This window comes from Acetivibrio sp., assembly GCF_035371925.1.
Classification (GTDB): domain Bacteria; phylum Bacillota; class Clostridia; order Acetivibrionales; family Acetivibrionaceae; genus Hungateiclostridium.
Genome location: NZ_DAORXT010000058.1, coordinates 1 through 17,656 on the forward strand (window position 1 = coordinate 1; position 17,656 = coordinate 17,656).

A 17,656-nucleotide genomic window follows, 5' to 3' on the forward strand; every position below is an offset into this window, starting at 1 on the left:
GAATCTAACTTAGAAAAGCTGAAAAATTGTCTTGACAATGGGGGGCATTATACATGCCTTATAGATTTAACGACGACAACCAGTTGGAACCCCTCACTAATAGCGTGGACTTATCTGATTACTACAACCTCATTCATAACGAACAAAAGGAGCATGCTGAACAGAATATTGACAGCTATGACAGGTTTTTCAGAGAGGCCAAGGAATCATATTATAGGGGAGAAATTACAGACTGGACTCTTAATAAAATAACCCGGAGTATGATGACCCATGATCATAAAATGGCTGATCTGATAAGAAAAGAATTCAGTCCTGAGGACTACTTCTATATCAAGGAAAGAATGATCGGGACCGGGACAATTGGAGGGAAGGCCTGCGGTATGCTTTTGGCAAGGAAAATGGTTGCAAACTACTTGCCCCAGTATATAAAGTGCTTAGAGCCTCAGGATTCCTATTATATCGGTACCGATATTTTTTATTCATATATTGTGGAAAACAAACTATGGAAATTACGTATTTTACAGCGTAGCGACGAGTATTACTTTGAAAAGGCAGAGGAATTGAAAAATGCGATATTAAACGGTAAATTTTCCGAGCCAATCCGGGCTCAATTCAGAAGAATGCTGGACTATTTCGGGCAAATTCCGATTATTGTGCGCTCAAGTAGTTTCCTTGAAGACGGATTTGGAAATGCTTTTGCTGGAAAATACGAGTCGGTTTTCTGTGTAAATGCTTGCAGCCCGGAAGAAAGACTGTTGCAATTTGAAAATGCAGTGCGCAGGGTATATGCAAGCACAATGGACAGGTCCGCTTTGGAATATCGCAGACAGCGGGGATTGGATAAAATGGATGAGCAAATGGCTATTTTAGTGCAGCGTGTCAGCGGAACGAAATTTGATAAATATTATATGCCTTGTGCTGCAGGAGTAGGTTTTTCTTACAGCGTGTACCGCTGGAGTGATGAACTCAGTGCAGATGCAGGGCTGCTGCGCTTGGTTGCGGGCCTTGGTACAAAGGCAGTTGATAGGACAGGTATCGATTATCCCAGACTGGTAAATCTGGATAACCCCGAAAGTACTACCTTAACCAGAGCAAGCGACAAGCATCGTTTTTCACAGCGAAAAATAGATGTTATCGATTTACAAAAAAATGAGGTAAGGGATGTTTCCGTAAATAATTTGATTTGGGAGCTTCCGGAATGGTATTTGAGATTAATATGCGAGCACGATTATGATACGGAGAGAATGTTTTTTGAAAGAGGGCAGCGGAGGGATGTTCTTTTTGTATCGTGTGATGGGATTGTGAAGAAAAAAGAGCTTATGAAGATGATGAAAGATATTCTATCCACTTTTGAGGAGCATTACGGAAACCCTGTGGACATGGAATACACAATTAATTTTAGAAAAGACGGGGCATTTACAGTAAATATTCTTCAGTGCAGGCCCATGTCTGTATGGCATAGCGCGGCCAGCCGGGAGATTCCAAATATTGATGAAGACAAAACGCTGTTTAAAGTCAATCAAACCTTTATGGGAAATTCTGCAAAGATAGACGTTGATGTAGTTGTGTGGATTGATTCTAAAAAATATCATGGATATCCATATAATCAGAAAAGTTCAATATGCAGTATAGTATCGAAGATTAACAAATATTATGAGGGAAAGAATAAGAAACTGATGCTTGTAAGTCCGGGACGAATTGGCACTTCATCGCCAGAATTAGGTGTTCCGGTTGTGTTTTCGGATATATCCAATTTTAAAATTTTATGCGAATATGCGGATACTGAAATTGGGTTTGTTCCTGAGTTGTCTTACGGCAGTCATATGTTTCAGGATATAGTTGAAACAGAAATGTTTTATGTGGCAGTAATGGGCACAGAACAAAGCGGTACGGAAATTTTCAACAAAGAGTTTTTCAAAAGTGAGGCTTCAGTTTTACAGGACGTTGTTCCTGATTCCGAAAGCTTTGCAGATATTATCAAAGTGTATGAATTTGATGCTTCTAAATCATTAAATCTTTATGCTGATTTTAAGAAACGGACTGTAATTTGTGGTATAAGCTCTTAATTGCTGATAAGCAATCTATCGCATATAATTGTTGAAATGCTCCTACTAATGTGGTATTATATCAGTCGGTCAAACTGCTGAAAAAAACGTCGATATATGAAGATACTCCAAGATAGAGTATCTCAATGCGGTTTGATAATATTCGGTAGGAGTCATAAAAATGGTTGAAATTCAAAGCCTTACAGAGCAAATACAGATTTTAGTCAATCAAATTTCTATTTTGGTAATTATGGGACTTATAGGATTTATTGCCGGAAAGACCCGTTATCTTCCCGACAATTCGGGATCAGTGCTTTCAAGGACAGTTATAAAGCTTACGGCACCACTCCTGATTTTTATAACTCTGGCGGGACGTAATTTCTCTAGAGACATTTTGATAAACGGAATGTTGATATTCCTGCTCGGAGCAGTATTTATAATGTTATCCTTTGTTGTGGGGCATTTTACAGGTAAGATATTGGGGCTTAAAGGTGCAGCGGAGAACGTGTTTAAAATGCATTTTATGTTCGGAAACGTAATTTATTTGGCCTTTCCTCTTTTAAGATCCCTTTATGGAGACGGTATTTTAATCTATGCAGTATTTTACAACCTGGCAAATGACGCTATTTTGTGGACCTTGGGCATTTTCCTTGTAAACAGGCATAACAAGGTGAGTGTGAAGGATAATCTAAAGCACCTTATAAATGCCAATACCATCGCCTTTGCAAGCGGTCTTGTTATCATGCTGATAAAGTCGAATTTCAAGGACTTTATAGACAGTATCCCATTCATTTATAATATTGGCGGGTTTGTATCCAGTGCGTTTACTCCAATAGGAGAAGCTACAGTTCCTTTATCGATGCTGTTTATAGGTTTGATATTGTCAGAGACGAAAATCAGCAGCGGAAAGGATTTGTTAAAGAGATACCCCATATTTATTTTATCCTTGTTCAAGCTTATTTTAATTCCGTGCGTTGCATTATTTTTGCTTTCTTTTGTAGACTTTGTAGATCCTCTCGTAAAATCGGTAATTATTCTGCAGCTTTCGATGCCGTGTGCTACAATTGTTCCGGCTTTGGCGGAGCAGTACGGTTCGGACTATAGATTGGCCACCGAAAACGTTTTTATCACTACAATATTGGGAATTGTAACTATGCCCTTTGTGGTTTATTTGTTGACTTTGGCCGGATAGATATATGTAAACTTATAATTTAATAAAAAACGAATATTAACCTCAAAAACTCAAAATAATGTTCGTATTTTTTCGCAACTTTCATTGACAACCTGCACTTTGTTTTGATAGTATTATTTATGTGAAATGTAGGTTAGATTTGAACTGAAACTTTGCTTAAACATCATGTGTTTATATATTGACTTAAAATTGCATTTTCGCAGGAGTTTCAATATTAGAAGCGGAAGTTTTGGCGGTTAATGGCATCGTTTTGTTGTATCGTTTTTAAGGGTTGGTCCTGCCAGCCCATTTTTATTTCAAACTTTTATAAATCCGAAAGGATGAAGGAGGGGGCTTATGGAGAAATTTTTTAAGCTTAAGGAAAACGGCACAAATGTGAGGACAGAATTTCTAGCCGGTTTAACTACTTTCGTGACGATGGCATACGTTATTTTCGTCAATCCCAATACCTTGGAAGCTTCGGGGATGGATAAGGGCGCAGTATTTGTCGCAACAATCCTTGCAGCCATAATCGGTACATTGATAATGGGATTGGTGGCAAACGTGCCATACGCTCAGGCTCCGGGTATGGGGCTAAATGCATTCTTTGCGTACACCGTGGTTCTAGGACAGGGATTTACTTGGCAGCAAGCTTTGGCATTAGTTTTTATTTGCGGATTAATAAACATACTAATTACTGTTACCAGTGTCAGAAAGATGCTGATAGCAGCAATACCGCAATCGCTCCAGTATGCGATAAGCGGTGGAATAGGCCTGTTTATAACATACATAGGAATTAAACAGGCACATTTACTGGATTTCACATTTAGCAGCGGTACTTATACCACACTGCCCAATGGAAATGCAGTTTCAGGGGATATAGTTCCCGCTCTTGCCAACTTTACCGACCCGGTGACTCAATTGGCATTAATCGGACTTGTAATTACAGTTGTTTTAATGCTCTTAAAGGTCAGGGGAGCAATACTTTGGGGAATTTTGGCGACAACCTTTATCGGATTGTTTATGGGTATTACACCTGTTCCGGAACTAACAGCATCAAGCTTTTTACCTCCATCGTTGTCAAAAACTTTCTTAAAGCTTGATATAGCAGGGCTCTTTAGTGACCCAAGCAAGATACCGACAGTTTTGGCAACGATACTTGCCTTCAGCCTATCGGATACCTTCGATACAATAGGAACATTTCTTGGAACCGGTAGAAAAACAGGAATTTTTGACGAAGAGGACGAAAAAGCTCTTCATTCGGGAAAAGGTTTCAAGTCAAGACTGGACAAGGCTTTGTTTGCAGATTCAACAGCCACATCCATAGGAGCGCTTTTGGGTACAAGTAATACCACCACCTATGTTGAAAGTGCTGCAGGAATAAGCGTAGGCGGTAGAACCGGTCTTACATCAGTTTTCACTGCATTGTTCTTCTTCTTGGCGCTGTTCTTGTCACCGATTGCAGGTATGGTTACAGCTGCTGCAACTGCTCCTGCACTTATTGTGGTAGGTATTTTAATGATGGAATCCCTTGCGAAGATAAATTGGGAAGAGTTTGAAGAGGCAGTTTCAGCATTCTTCACAGTTGTTATAATGCCTTTTAGCTACAGTATTTCAAATGGTGTAGCTGCAGGTTTCACATTCTATGTAATAACAAAAATTGTGAAGGGTAAAGCAAAAGAAGTACATCCGGTACTTTATATAGTAGTACTTCTGTTCATATTGAATTTTATACTTGGAGCTATAGGCTTCTAAATACTTAATATAAAAGTTTGGTCCAACTAATTGGATCAGACTTTTATATTTTCTGGTGGCTAATTTTGGGGCGCGATAATTATGTAAGAATATATAAATTAACAATATAACAAATATAATATAAAATTTTCATGGAGGTTGAACTATGGCTATGACAAATGTTGAAAAAAAACCAAAAGTTGCTCTCGTAATGGGAAGCGATTCTGACTTTTCAGTTTTAAAGGGCTGCATCAAGGTTTTAAAAGAGTTTGATGTAGAGGTTTCGGCAATAGTTTGCTCGGCCCACAGGACACCTGACAAAGCGGCGGAATTTGCCAAGGGTGCGGAAGAGAACGGTTTTGACGTTATAATAGCTGGTGCCGGAAAGGCAGCTCATTTGCCGGGAGTTTTGGCAGCATTCACGCCCCTGCCGGTTATCGGGGTACCCATTAAGTCATCTACATTAGACGGTCTTGATTCATTACTGTCTATAGTTCAGATGCCTTCAGGAATTCCGGTTGCCACAGTTGCTATTGACGGAGCTGAAAATGCAGCACTTCTTGCGGTTCAGATATTGTCAACTGCTTATACGGAGCTCAGGGAAAAGATGAAGGAATATAAAAAGCAGCTTGCAAAGAAAGTTGAAGAGAAAAACGAAGCTCTTCAAGAAAAGATAAAAGAACTTTAATAACTCATACTTCATTAAATTTTACTAAATCTATATAAGGAGTAAAGCTATGTTTGACATGAAAAGGGGAAAGCATTTTAATTGCGTGCACAATTTATTAAAGAAAGATGAATTCGGATTTGACAAGCCAAAAGAAGAATGTGGAGTTTTCGGTATTTACAGCAAAGGTAATTTGGATACTGCACGCCTGACTTATTATGCCCTGTATGCGCTTCAGCACAGAGGACAGGAAAGTGCGGGAATTGCTGTGAACGATGGGGAAAAACTTCTTTTCCATAAGGACATGGGGCTTGTTCCTGAGATTTTCAATGAAAAAATTCTAAACGGTCTCAAAGGTAAGATCGCAATAGGGCACGTGAGATATTCAACTACCGGTGCCAGCAGCAGGGAAAACTCCCAGCCTATGGTTATAAAATACAAGAGCGGACAAATGGCTATGGCACATAACGGCAATCTCGTTAATGCAGCAAAGATAAGAGAAAAACTGGAGGAAGAAGGTATAATATTTCAGTCTACCATAGATTCCGAGGTAATTTTGAATTTGATTTCAAGGTTCAGGCTGACCACCAACAATATTGAAGAGGCAATTATAAAGGTGATGAAAGAGATAAACGGTGCCTATTCACTGGTTATTCTCACGCCAAACAAACTTATCGGTATCAGAGACCCTCACGGTATAAGACCTCTTTGCCTTGGCCGTATTGAAGATTCCTATATTCTTTCTTCAGAGACTTGCGCTCTTGATGCAATAGGTGCTGAATATATAAGAGATGTAAATCCCGGAGAGATTGTTGTCATTGAAGAAAGCGGCTTGACTTCAATACAGACTGAAGCTGCTGAAAAGACGGCACTTTGCATTTTTGAGTATATTTATTTTGCAAGGCCGGACAGCTACATTGACGGAGTGAGTGTTCACAGGGCAAGAATTGAGGCCGGAAGAAGGCTTGCCCAGGAGCATCCTGTAGAAGCGGACCTTGTTTTTGGAGTTCCGGATTCGGGAATATCCGCGGCATTGGGTTATTCCATGGAGTCGGGAATACCTTATGATTTGGGACTTATTAAAAACAAGTATATCGGAAGAACCTTTATTCAACCGGAGCAGGGACAAAGGGAAAACGGCGTAAGAATTAAGCTCAATGCTTTGAAGGAAGCTGTTGACGGGAAAAGAGTTGTCATGATAGATGACTCAATAGTCAGAGGTACTACCAGCAAGAGACTTGTGCAGCTTTTGAGAGAGGCCGGTGCAAAAGAAGTTCATATGAGGATTAGCTCTCCGCCTTATATGTATCCGTGTTTCTTTGGAGTTGATACATCAAGCAGATCCCAGCTTATAGCTGCAGAATGTTCTGTAGAGGAGATCAGAGAGATGACAGGTGCGGACAGTCTCGGATATTTGAGTCTTGAAGGACTCTTAAAAACACCTGTCGGAGCTAAATGCGGTTTTTGCACTGGATGCTTTACCGGCAAATATCCTATGGAAGTACCAGAAGATGCTAATAAGTATAGTTGCGGATAATATTTGTTAATTGCTAAAATTTATTATATAATTTATTTTATTTGTAATTAGGAGGTACTTTGATGACTACGTATAAAGATGCGGGTGTTGATGTTGAAGCAGGTTATGAAGCGGTCAGGCTTATGAGAAATGACGTAAAGAGGACATTCAGGCCTGAAGTGCTTACCGATATAGGCGGATTTGGCGGATTATTTGGCTTAAACAAAGATAAGTATTCGGAACCTGTTTTAGTATCGGGTACTGATGGAGTAGGGACAAAACTGAAAATAGCTTTCTTGATGGACAAGCATGATACCGTTGGCATTGACTGTGTGGCGATGTGCGTAAATGATATTGTGTGCAGTGGCGCAGAGCCGTTGTTTTTCCTCGACTATATTGCCCTCGGTAAAAACCGTCCCGAAAAAGTTGCTGAAATTGTCAAAGGTATAGCCGATGGCTGTGTTGAGGCAGGATGCGCGTTAATAGGTGGAGAGACGGCAGAAATGCCCGGATTTTATCCTGAGGATGAATATGATTTGGCTGGATTTGCTGTTGGAATAGTTGATAAAAACAAGATTATAGACGGTAAAAAAATTAAGCAGGGCGACAAACTAATAGGGCTTGCATCATCAGGTATTCACAGCAATGGATATTCTCTTGTAAGGAAAGTTTTAGCACCTAATTCCAAGAAGCTTTCGGAAGAGGTCAAGATACTTGGAACCACTATAGGTGAAGAGATTATAAAGCCTACAAGATTATATGTCAAGACAGTATTGGATTTAAAAGAAAAGTTTGAGATTAAAGGAATATCCCATATTACAGGCGGAGGATTTATTGAGAACATACCAAGAATGCTGCCGCAGGGTCTGGGAGTCAAGATATTTAGAGGTACTTGGCCTGTGCTTCCCATATTTACTCTCTTAAAGGACCTTGGCAACATTGATGAAATGGATATGTACAATACCTTCAATATGGGAATAGGTATGACAATTGCTGTGGATGCCGAAATTGCAAATAGTGTTGTGGAATATTTGAACAAAGACAAAGAGCAAGCTTACATTATTGGAGAAATTGTATCGGATAAGGCGGGGCTTGAGTTATGTTAAGAATAGGTGTGTTGGTTTCCGGAGGAGGAACCAATCTGCAGGCCATAATTGATAAAATTGAAAGCGGCTATATAAAGAATTGCTCGATTGTTACAGTTGTGTCGAGCAAACCCAATGTATATGCCTTGGAAAGAGCAAAAAAACACAACATTCCGGCAGTTTGCATCGCAAGAAAGGATTATGCTTCGGTACATGAGTACGGGGAGGCGCTGATAGAACATTTTGAACGCTGCGAAGTAGATCTTGTTGTTATGGCGGGATTTTTGTCCATACTGGGAGAAAACTTTGTAAAGCGGTTTGAGAACAAGATAATTAATATTCATCCTTCTTTGATACCCGCTTTTTGTGGAAAAGGCTATTACGGTATAATCCCCCACCAGAAAGCACTGGAATACGGTGTCAAGGTGACTGGGGCCACCGTTCATTTTGTCGAGCTTGAAGCCGACAGCGGACCGATTATTTTGCAGAAGGCTGTGTACATAAACGACGATGATACCCCCGAGACTCTTCAAAAGAGAGTAATGGAGGAGGCCGAGTGGGAAATTCTCCCCGAGGCAATCAAGCTTTTTGCCGAAGAAAAGCTTGTGGTTGAAGGAAGAAAGGTAAGGATTAAGGACAAGTAAATCAATCGGTAAGCTAATGCAAATTCTACTTTTGTTATAAACTAAAAAGGGAGTGATATTGTGATAAAGCGTGCGCTAATAAGTGTATCCGACAAGACGGGAATTGTTGAAATGGCTCGTGAACTTCAAAATATGGGTGTTGAGATTATCTCCACCGGGGGAACTGCAAAGACTCTGAGTGATGCCGGGATAAAGGTAATAAATATATCGGATGTTACCGGTTTTCCGGAATGTCTTGACGGAAGAGTAAAAACCCTTCATCCCAATGTTCATGCAGGAATTCTTGCAATGAGAAGCAATGAGGAGCATATGAGACAGCTAAAGGAGCTTAATATTGAAACAATTGACATGGTAATAATCAATCTCTATCCGTTCAAGCAGACGATATTAAAAGAAAACATTGAGCTCGAAGAAGCAATTGAGAATATTGACATAGGCGGACCTACAATGATAAGGGCTGCAGCAAAGAATTATCAGGACGTTGCTGTGATTGTGGACCCAGCAGATTACAACGCTGTTTTAGAAGAGCTTAAGACTTCAAAGGATATTTCTTTAAAAACCAAGTTTAAGCTGGCATATAAGGTGTTTGAGCATACAAGCCATTATGATACTTTAATTGCAAAGTATCTGAGGGACAAGATTGGAGAGGAAGTATTCCCAGAAACCCTTTCTTTGACTTTTGAAAAGGTTCAGGATATGAGATATGGCGAAAACCCCCATCAAAAAGCAGTATTCTATAAAGAAGTGGGAGCAAATGTTGGCTGCATAACTTCTGCAAAACAGCTGCACGGAAAGGAACTTTCCTATAACAATATAAATGACGCAAATGGTGCCATAGAAATCATAAAGGAATTTGACGAACCGACTGTGGTTGCAGTAAAACACGCAAATCCATGCGGTGTGGCAAGTGCTTCAAATATTTTTGATGCATATGTAAAGGCATATGAGGCTGACCCTGTATCAATATTTGGCGGTATCATTGCGGCCAACAGGGAAATAGATCAAAAAACAGCAGAGGAAATAAACAAGATTTTTGTTGAAATAGTTATTGCACCATCCTTTACCGAAGGAGCATTAAATGTTCTTACTCAAAAGAAAAATATAAGACTTCTTCAGCTTGAAAGCATTTCTGAAAAGCTTCCGGAAGGAACCTATGACATGAAGAAGGTGGCAGGAGGCTTGTTGGTACAGAATTACAACAGTGAACTTCTTAACATGGATGATTTGAAATGTGTTACTGAAAAGAAGCCTACCCAGGAGGAAATGGAAGATCTCATTTTTGCAATGAAGGTTGTAAAGCATACCAAGTCCAACGGTATTGCACTGGCAAAGGGCAAGCAAACCATTGGTGTAGGACCTGGTCAAACCAACAGAGTTACAGCCTGCAAGATTGCCATTGAATATGGCGGAGAGAGGACAAAAGGAGCAGTTCTTGCATCGGATGCCTTCTTCCCGTTTGCCGACTGTGTTGAGGCGGCAGCTGCTGCAGGCATTACTGCAATTATCCAGCCCGGAGGTTCGATAAGAGACCAGGAATCCATTGATGCATGCAACAAATACGGCATCGCAATGGTGTTTACAGGAATGAGACACTTTAAGCATTAATGACTATACTTAAGGAGGAATAAGATGAAGGTATTAGTTGTAGGAAGCGGCGGACGTGAGCATACACTGGTATGGAAAATCGTTCAAAGTCCTAGAGTGGAAAAAGTGTATTGCGCTCCCGGCAACGGTGGCATTTCTGCAATAGCCGAGTGTGTGCCGATAAAGGCAATGGATATAGAGGGAATTGTAAACTTTTCGAAAGAAAAGGAAATTGACATGGTAGTGGTAGCGCCGGATGACCCTCTGGCAGCCGGAATGGTTGATGCCCTTGAGGAAGCGGGAATTAGAGCCTTCGGACCAAGAAAGGCGGCAGCTATAATTGAAAGCAGCAAGGCTTTTGCGAAAAACCTTATGAAAAAGTACAATATACCTACTGCGAATTATGAGGTTTTTGAAAACAGTTCCGATGCCATAAATTATTTGCAAAATCAGGAGTATCCGTTGGTTGTGAAAGCGGATGGACTGGCTTTAGGCAAGGGCGTAATAATTGCACAGAATTTCGACGAGGCAAAGCAAGCGGTTGAAAGCATAATGGAGGACAAGGTTTTCGGTGAGGCCGGAAGCAAAGTGGTAATTGAAGAGTTTTTGGTAGGTCAAGAGGTGTCAATGCTGGCCTTTACTGACGGAAAAACTGTAAAGACCATGGTTTCCTCCCAAGACCACAAGAGAGCTTTGGACAATGACCAAGGGCTTAATACCGGAGGTATGGGAACGTTTTCACCAAGCAGAATATATACAGAGGAAATAGACAAGTACTGCATGGAGAAAATCTATAAGCCTACGATTGAGGCCATGGGAAAGGAAGGCAGGAAGTTTAAAGGGGTATTGTATTTCGGTCTAATTATAACAAAGGACGGCCCGAAGGTATTGGAGTATAATGCAAGATTCGGAGACCCGGAAACCCAGGTGGTGCTTCCAAGGCTTAATACCGATATAATTGATATATTTGATGCAATTATTGATGAGAGATTGGATGAAATTGAAATTAGTTGGAATGACAGTGCCTGTGTATGTGTAATCATGGCTTCGGGGGGATACCCTAAAGAGTATAAAACCGGCTATGAGATATCGGGTATTGAAGATGCCGAAAAGGATTCAAACATTGTGGTTTTCCATGCAGGCACAAAGCGTGAAGACGGTAAATACTATACTGCAGGAGGACGTGTGCTGGGAGTCACGGCTATGGAAAGCACTTTGGATGAGGCAATAAAGAAGGCTTACGAGGGAGTTTCAAAAATTCAGTTCCAGGATATGCACTATCGAAAAGATATAGGAATAAAGTAGGAGAGCATAATGCTCTCTTGCTTTATTTTTAGGGAAGTGTACACAATTGAAAATAATTTATAGAGTATTTTTTGACTTGTTAAACCAAATTGAAGATATAGGTTTGCCATTTTGACAAAAGGAGGATGGAAAATGGAAGGCTTTATTACTGAAGCATTAATGGAAGATTTGCCGGATATACTGAATTTGCAGAAGAAAGCCTTTGAAAGAGTGGCAATGGAGGAAGACAATTTTAATATTTCTCCTATGACACAGACTTTGGAAAATATCACCGAGGAATATGAAAAAAGGCTGTTTCTGAAATATATATTGGATGGGAAGATTATTGGTTCTGTACGGGCTCATTTGGATAGTGACAGCGTTTGTCACATAGGAAGGCTGATCGTTCACCCGGATTTTCAAAACAGGGGTATTGGAAAAGCTTTAATGAAGGAAATAGAAAACAGATTTAATGACTGTTCAAGGTATGAAATTTTTACCGGATATAACAGCAAAAATTCAATAGCTTTATATAAAAAATTAGGGTATGTTGAAACGAGTGTCAAAGATGTTGATGGGGTATGTATGGTTTTTTTGAAGAAGGATAATAAATCACTTTAGTTGAACTTTTTAATTGTATGGATTAATATGGATTTATTTATTTTAAAGATGACGATTGTGTGCTATAATAATTGTTTGAAAAAGATTTTCACTTTACTGTAGCTGATTTTTTTAGTGAAGGAAATGTTTATGGAAGAGAATGTTAAGAAAATAGGTATACTTGGAGGAACTTTTGACCCCATTCACAACGGTCATTTGATAATGGCGGAAATAATAAGGGGAGCTTTTGAGCTTGACAAGGTGCTTTTTATTCCTTCGGGCAATCCTCCCCATAAAAAAGAACAGACGGTAACCGATGCATATCACCGGTATAATATGGTATGTGAGGCATTAAAGGGCAATTCCCATTTTGAAGTATCACGGATTGAGGTTGACAGGGAAGGGTATACTTATACAATAGATACCTTGGGAGTTTTAAATGAGCAGTACAAAGGAATTGCTACTTTGTATTACATAATTGGTGCGGATGTTTTATATGATTTGCTTACATGGAAGGATTACGAGAAGGTATTTAAAATCTGCAGGTTTATTGCGGCTTTAAGGCCGGGGTCTGACATAGAGGGATTTAATGATCGGATAAAGTATCTTGAGGATACATTCTCTGCAAGTATACTGGCGGCACAAATACCTTTGATTGAAATATCTTCTACAATGATTAGAAACAGGGTAAAGGAAGGTAAATCCATAAAATACCTGGTACCCGACGCGGTGGAAAACTATATAAAAAGAGAAGGATTGTATCTTAAATAGTTTAGGATAAAGAATGTTTTAATATTTTGATACAGAGGTTAGCAGCAATGACGATAAATGAAATGAAAGGAAAGCTTGAAGAAGTTCTTTCTTCTAAAAGATTTAAGCATTCACTGGGGGTTATGGATACGGCAGCAAGCCTTGCAGAAAGACATGGTGAGGATAGGGAAAAAGCGGCCATAGCAGGGCTTTTGCACGATTGTGCAAGAGAAATAAAGGGACAGGCTGTATTTGATTTGTGCGAAAAGTACCATATAAATGTGGACTATATTACTTTGGCGCAGCCGGAGCTTTTGCACGGACCTATAGGCGCGGTGGTGGCGGCCAGAGATTATGGAGTTGAAGATAAAGATATATTAAGTGCTATTGAATGTCATACTACCGGCAGAGAGAATATGACTTTGCTGGACAAAATAATTTTTATTGCAGACTATATTGAACCCGGAAGAAAATTTCCGGGGGTGGATGAGGTAAGGGAGCTGGCTTATCGTGATTTGGACAGGTCCATACTTGTTTCTTTGGATAACACAATAAGGTATGTAATGGACAAAGGAGTGTTTATTCATCCGGACACAATTTTTGCACGGAATTTTATAATCAAGGAAAATATGCGCTAGATTTCTGACGCATGGGAGATTGATTATTTATGGCAAAGAAAAAATTGAGAAGGAAAAAAAGAAATAGAGGTTTTGGGCTGTTTGGTATGATGCTGGTTTTGCTTCTAATAGCAGGCGGGTATTTCTACTTTCAAAGAAACGCCGAAGATAGCAGCAATAATTTTCATACATTAATGGCAAAAATCCTAAAAACGGAGCCTACATCTGCCATAAGCAGCACTCCCACTCCAACCCCAACCCTGACAAACACTTTAGCGATTAGTCCGAGTACAGAGCCTGTTGATACTTTACCGGAGGAATTGAGTACGAATAATCCTCGTGAAACTCAAGTTGCCTTGGAAACATCGGTTGTTATTCAGCAAACAGGTGCAAGCATACAGGTGATAAACTATACCGGACGAAAAAAGCTTTCGGAAGAAGTCAGGACAACCCTTGAGAATTATGGATTTGTAGTAAGTTCCGGCAACGGAAGCTCTTTAAAATATGTTAGCTCTGCAATTATTGAAAAAAAAGAAAATGTATCGGGAGAGGAATTAAAAAGTCTGTTGAATATAAAGAGAATAAAAAAAGAAGTTGACCCCGGTTCGCGATTTGATTTTATAATAATACTTGGAGATGACTATGAACCTTGATTTTTCTTAAGTTTTTATTCACAAAACTATTGTTTTAGTGTTATAATTTTAGACATGTAAAGTTGATTTAATTGGATATATTAAGTAAATAATATATATGTAAAAAATATATTAATAATTTATGAAAGGATGGAGGTTTATTGGGATCTAAAGAAATGGCCGAAAAGATTGTTGGCATATTGGAGGAAAAGAAGGCCAAGGATTTAAACACTATTGATATTAGAGACATATCGGTTCTTGCAGATTATTTTATAATATGCAGCGGTACATCCACAACGCACATTAAGACTCTTGCTGATGAAGTGGAAGAAAAAATGCAGGAGGCCGGTGTAGAGCTTCTGCACAAGGAAGGCTATAACAGTGCAAGGTGGATATTACTGGATTATGGAGATGTGGTACTTCACATTTTCCATGAAGAGGACAGGGGATTCTACAACCTTGAAAGGCTGTGGGCTGATGGAGTAATGAAGCACAGGCAGTAAGGGGAAAAATCCATCTGTATTTTTTATAAATAGATGCAAAAGGACTCCATTAAGGGGATATTTTTTGGAGTTTTGATATAATTCATTGATTGTTATTTGGATCTGGAGGGTGTTTTATGCATTATAATTTCAAGGATATTGAAAAGAAGTGGCAGAAAAAATGGTTAGATGACAAATCTTTTTCTGCCAAGGAAGACGAAGGTAAAAAGAAGTATTATGTGCTCGAGATGTTTCCTTATCCCTCTGGCAATCTTCATATGGGGCATGTAAGGAATTATTCCATAGGGGATGTTGTGGCAAGGTTCAAAAAAATGAACGGCTTTAATGTTCTTCATCCCATGGGTTGGGATTCCTTTGGTTTGCCTGCTGAGAATGCTGCCATTAAGAGGGGGGTTCATCCCAATGATTGGACATGGTCCAATATCGACAATATGAGAAGGCAGCTGAAAGAGCTGGGTATCAGTTATGATTGGGACAGAGAGGTTGCTACTTGTCATCCCGATTACTACAAGTGGACTCAATGGATGTTCCTTCAGCTTTACAAGAACGGTCTGGCGTATAAGAAAAAGTCCTATGTAAACTGGTGTCCGTCCTGTGCAACGGTTCTTGCCAACGAGCAGGTTGTAAACGGAGCTTGTGAGCGTTGTAAATCGGTAGTTGGTAAAAAAGACTTGGAGCAGTGGTTCTTTAAGATAACCGATTATGCTCAAAGACTTTTGGACGATATTGAAAAGCTAAAGGGTTGGCCTGACAAGGTTAAAACCATGCAGCAGAACTGGATTGGCAGAAGTGAAGGTGTCGAAGTAGACTTTAAAGTGGACGGAATGGACAAGGCAGTAAGAATATATACTACAAGACCTGATACCATATATGGTGTAACCTATGTGGTTATTGCTCCCGAGCATCCTGTTGTAAAGGAATTGATTAAAGGTACGGAACAGGAACAGGTATGCAATGAGTTTATTGGGAAAATGATGTATTTGAATGAAATAGACAGAACTTCCAATGATGTTGAGAAGGAAGGTGTATTTACAGGAAGGTATGTCATTAATCCGTTAAATGGTGACAAAGTTCCGTTATACCTTGCCAACTATGTTCTTGCAGAGTACGGAACCGGTGTTGTTATGGCAGTTCCCTCTCATGACCAGAGAGACTTTGAGTTTGCAAAGAAGTACAATTTGCCGATTAAAGTTGTAATTCAGCCAGAAGGACAAGAGCTTGACCCTGCCCAAATGACAGAAGCCTTTGTGGATGTGGGTTATCTTGTCAATTCCGGAGAGTTCAACGGCGTAAGAAGCGATGAGGCTATTGGAAAGATAATTGATTATATTGAACAAAAGGGCTATGGTGAAAGAAAGATTAATTTCAGGCTCAGAGACTGGCTGATTTCCAGACAGAGATACTGGGGTGCGCCGATACCGATAATTTACTGTGATGATTGCGGAGCTGTACCCGTTCCCGAAGAGGATTTGCCGGTTATTCTTCCGACAGATATCAAATTCTCTGGAGTAGGAGAATCGCCGCTTTCCACAAGTGAGACCTTCATATCTGCTCCTTGTCCGAAATGCGGTAAGATGGGTAAAAGGGAATTGGATACTATGGACACCTTTGTATGTTCTTCATGGTATTACCTTAGATATTGTGACCCATGCAACGATAAAGCTCCTTTTGACAAGGAGAGAATAAAGTATTGGTTGCCGGTTGATCAATACATAGGAGGTGTTGAGCATGCAATTTTGCACCTTTTGTATTCCAGATTCTTTATGAAAGTTCTTTATGATTTGGGATATGTTGATTATGATGAGCCCTTTACAAACCTCCTTACTCAGGGAATGGTGCTGAAAGACGGTGCCAAGATGTCAAAATCTCTGGGCAATGTTGTAAGCCCTGAGGAGATAATCGAAAAATATGGTGCCGACACAGCGAGGTTGTTCATACTCTTTGCATCTCCACCGGAAAAGGATTTGGAATGGAGCGATCAGGGAGTTGAAGGCTGCTACAGATTTATCAACAGGGTATGGAGAATAGTAAATGAGTTTGCCGGTGCGGCAAAAGAAGGTGCAAGGATTGATACTTCCATATTTACCAAGGAGGATAAAGAGCTTTGGTACATGCTGAACAACACCATAAAGCGTGTTACTGATGATATCAGCTTGAGGTTTAACTTTAACACTGCTATTAGTGCTATTATGGAGCTGGTTAATTCCTTGTATTATTACAAGGATAAAGTTGCTGATGACAGCAAGAATAAAGCTCTTATAAAAGAATCTATAGAAAAATTGATAATAATGCTGGCGCCCTTTATTCCTCATGCGACTGAAGAGCTCTGGACATCAATAGGAAAGGAAGGCAGTGTACACGAGCAAAAATGGCCTGAATTTGACCCGGCTGCTCTTATCAAAGATGAAATTGAGATTGTGCTTCAGGTAAACGGAAAGGTGAGAGACAAGATTGTAATACCATCGGATCTCACTAAAGAGCAGGTTGAGGAAAGGGCTTTGAATAGTGAGAAGATTAAGGCTGAAATATCTGGAAAAAATGTTGTAAAGGTTATTTCCGTTCCGGGCAAGCTGGTTAATATTGTTGTAAAATAAAGTTTGATTAAGTAAATCGGAGAGCTGTCCATTGGAGCAGGGATAGATTAGTAGATTTCCCTACTTCATATGGATAGCTTTTTTTATAATAAAAATTTTTTAGTGTATGTAAAATCAAAACATGGAAATATATCAAACAAAGTAGTTAATTTATGTATTGATTTTTTTAAATAAGTATATGATTGTCCCACAAAAAGCTAGAAAATATAAACAAATAGAGCAAAATATGA

The 17,656-nt window shown here is 39.6% G+C and carries 15 protein-coding genes; all 15 read left to right on the forward strand.

Translation table 11 applies throughout. The features are described 5' to 3' along the window. Window positions 1-53: 53 nt before the first annotated feature. The 15 genes from PLH43_RS08955 to leuS all read left to right on the forward strand — a co-directional run bounded on the left by PLH43_RS08955 (window position 54) and on the right by leuS (window position 17,426). Window positions 54-2,066 carry a PEP/pyruvate-binding domain-containing protein gene (locus tag PLH43_RS08955; protein ID WP_324362230.1) on the forward strand — a complete coding sequence of 671 codons (2,013 nt, stop codon included), beginning with the start codon at window positions 54-56 and terminating at the stop codon, window positions 2,064-2,066. Between the two features lie 160 nt (window positions 2,067-2,226). Next, entirely contained in the window at window positions 2,227-3,237 is a 1,011-nt protein-coding gene (locus PLH43_RS08960) for an AEC family transporter (RefSeq protein ID WP_324362232.1), read from the forward strand. A 336-nt stretch (window positions 3,238-3,573) separates the two neighbouring features. After that, window positions 3,574-4,971 (forward strand): NCS2 family permease, encoded by a 1,398-nt coding sequence (locus tag PLH43_RS08965; RefSeq protein WP_324362234.1) that lies wholly within the window; start codon window positions 3,574-3,576, stop codon window positions 4,969-4,971. Window positions 4,972-5,116: 145 nt separating this feature from the next. After that, on the forward strand, window positions 5,117-5,638 hold the full coding sequence (purE, locus tag PLH43_RS08970; protein WP_324362236.1) for a 5-(carboxyamino)imidazole ribonucleotide mutase: 522 nt from the start codon (window positions 5,117-5,119) through the stop codon (window positions 5,636-5,638). A 49-nt stretch (window positions 5,639-5,687) separates the two neighbouring features. Continuing rightward, window positions 5,688-7,154, forward strand: coding sequence for an amidophosphoribosyltransferase (purF, locus tag PLH43_RS08975; protein WP_324362238.1), 1,467 nt, complete (start codon window positions 5,688-5,690; stop codon window positions 7,152-7,154). Window positions 7,155-7,216: 62 nt separating this feature from the next. Next, on the forward strand, window positions 7,217-8,239 hold the full coding sequence (purM, locus tag PLH43_RS08980; RefSeq protein ID WP_324362240.1) for a phosphoribosylformylglycinamidine cyclo-ligase: 1,023 nt from the start codon (window positions 7,217-7,219) through the stop codon (window positions 8,237-8,239). Beyond that, the gene (gene purN / locus PLH43_RS08985) at window positions 8,233-8,862 is read left to right on the forward strand and encodes a phosphoribosylglycinamide formyltransferase (RefSeq protein ID WP_324362242.1); all 630 of its coding nucleotides are present in this window, start codon (window positions 8,233-8,235) and stop codon (window positions 8,860-8,862) included. Before purM ends, purN begins: the two co-directional genes overlap by 7 nt. A 60-nt stretch (window positions 8,863-8,922) precedes the next feature. After that, window positions 8,923-10,467: a bifunctional phosphoribosylaminoimidazolecarboxamide formyltransferase/IMP cyclohydrolase gene (purH, locus tag PLH43_RS08990; RefSeq protein WP_324362244.1), complete on the forward strand. Its 1,545-nt coding sequence runs from the start codon at window positions 8,923-8,925 to the stop codon at window positions 10,465-10,467. A gap of 24 nt (window positions 10,468-10,491) precedes the next feature. Beyond that, complete coding sequence (gene purD, locus PLH43_RS08995; RefSeq protein WP_324362246.1) at window positions 10,492-11,751, forward strand: phosphoribosylamine--glycine ligase; 1,260 nt, start codon at window positions 10,492-10,494, stop codon at window positions 11,749-11,751. A gap of 132 nt (window positions 11,752-11,883) precedes the next feature. Continuing rightward, complete coding sequence (locus PLH43_RS09000) at window positions 11,884-12,351, forward strand: GNAT family N-acetyltransferase (RefSeq protein WP_324362247.1); 468 nt, start codon at window positions 11,884-11,886, stop codon at window positions 12,349-12,351. A 129-nt stretch (window positions 12,352-12,480) separates the two neighbouring features. Continuing rightward, window positions 12,481-13,101 carry a nicotinate-nucleotide adenylyltransferase gene (gene nadD / locus PLH43_RS09005; RefSeq protein WP_324362249.1) on the forward strand — a complete coding sequence of 207 codons (621 nt, stop codon included), beginning with the start codon at window positions 12,481-12,483 and terminating at the stop codon, window positions 13,099-13,101. A 47-nt stretch (window positions 13,102-13,148) separates the two neighbouring features. Further along, window positions 13,149-13,718 carry a bis(5'-nucleosyl)-tetraphosphatase (symmetrical) YqeK gene (gene yqeK, locus PLH43_RS09010; RefSeq protein WP_324362251.1) on the forward strand — a complete coding sequence of 190 codons (570 nt, stop codon included), beginning with the start codon at window positions 13,149-13,151 and terminating at the stop codon, window positions 13,716-13,718. Window positions 13,719-13,747: 29 nt separating this feature from the next. Continuing rightward, entirely contained in the window at window positions 13,748-14,350 is a 603-nt protein-coding gene (locus PLH43_RS09015; RefSeq protein WP_324362253.1) for a LytR C-terminal domain-containing protein, read from the forward strand. A 140-nt stretch (window positions 14,351-14,490) separates the two neighbouring features. Beyond that, window positions 14,491-14,832 carry a ribosome silencing factor gene (gene rsfS, locus PLH43_RS09020; RefSeq protein ID WP_324362255.1) on the forward strand — a complete coding sequence of 114 codons (342 nt, stop codon included), beginning with the start codon at window positions 14,491-14,493 and terminating at the stop codon, window positions 14,830-14,832. Window positions 14,833-14,948: 116 nt separating this feature from the next. Further along, on the forward strand, window positions 14,949-17,426 hold the full coding sequence (gene leuS / locus PLH43_RS09025) for a leucine--tRNA ligase (protein ID WP_324362257.1): 2,478 nt from the start codon (window positions 14,949-14,951) through the stop codon (window positions 17,424-17,426). The last annotated feature ends 230 nt before the right edge of the window (window positions 17,427-17,656 follow it).

Excerpts from the sequence above, each read along its gene's own strand:
- PLH43_RS08955 (WP_324362230.1), top strand. The coding sequence starts at position 54 with ATGCCTTATAGATTTAACGACGACAACCAGTTGGAACCCCTCACTAAT.
- PLH43_RS08960 (WP_324362232.1), top strand. The coding sequence starts at position 2,227 with ATGGTTGAAATTCAAAGCCTTACAGAGCAAATACAGATTTTAGTCAAT.
- PLH43_RS08965 (WP_324362234.1), top strand. The coding sequence starts at position 3,574 with ATGGAGAAATTTTTTAAGCTTAAGGAAAACGGCACAAATGTGAGGACA.
- purE (WP_324362236.1), top strand. The coding sequence starts at position 5,117 with ATGGCTATGACAAATGTTGAAAAAAAACCAAAAGTTGCTCTCGTAATG.
- purF (WP_324362238.1), top strand. The coding sequence starts at position 5,688 with ATGTTTGACATGAAAAGGGGAAAGCATTTTAATTGCGTGCACAATTTA.
- purM (WP_324362240.1), top strand. The coding sequence starts at position 7,217 with ATGACTACGTATAAAGATGCGGGTGTTGATGTTGAAGCAGGTTATGAA.
- purN (WP_324362242.1), top strand. The coding sequence starts at position 8,233 with ATGTTAAGAATAGGTGTGTTGGTTTCCGGAGGAGGAACCAATCTGCAG.
- purD (WP_324362246.1), top strand. The coding sequence starts at position 10,492 with ATGAAGGTATTAGTTGTAGGAAGCGGCGGACGTGAGCATACACTGGTA.
- PLH43_RS09000 (WP_324362247.1), top strand. The coding sequence starts at position 11,884 with ATGGAAGGCTTTATTACTGAAGCATTAATGGAAGATTTGCCGGATATA.
- nadD (WP_324362249.1), top strand. The coding sequence starts at position 12,481 with ATGGAAGAGAATGTTAAGAAAATAGGTATACTTGGAGGAACTTTTGAC.
- yqeK (WP_324362251.1), top strand. The coding sequence starts at position 13,149 with ATGACGATAAATGAAATGAAAGGAAAGCTTGAAGAAGTTCTTTCTTCT.
- PLH43_RS09015 (WP_324362253.1), top strand. The coding sequence starts at position 13,748 with ATGGCAAAGAAAAAATTGAGAAGGAAAAAAAGAAATAGAGGTTTTGGG.
- leuS (WP_324362257.1), top strand. The coding sequence starts at position 14,949 with ATGCATTATAATTTCAAGGATATTGAAAAGAAGTGGCAGAAAAAATGG.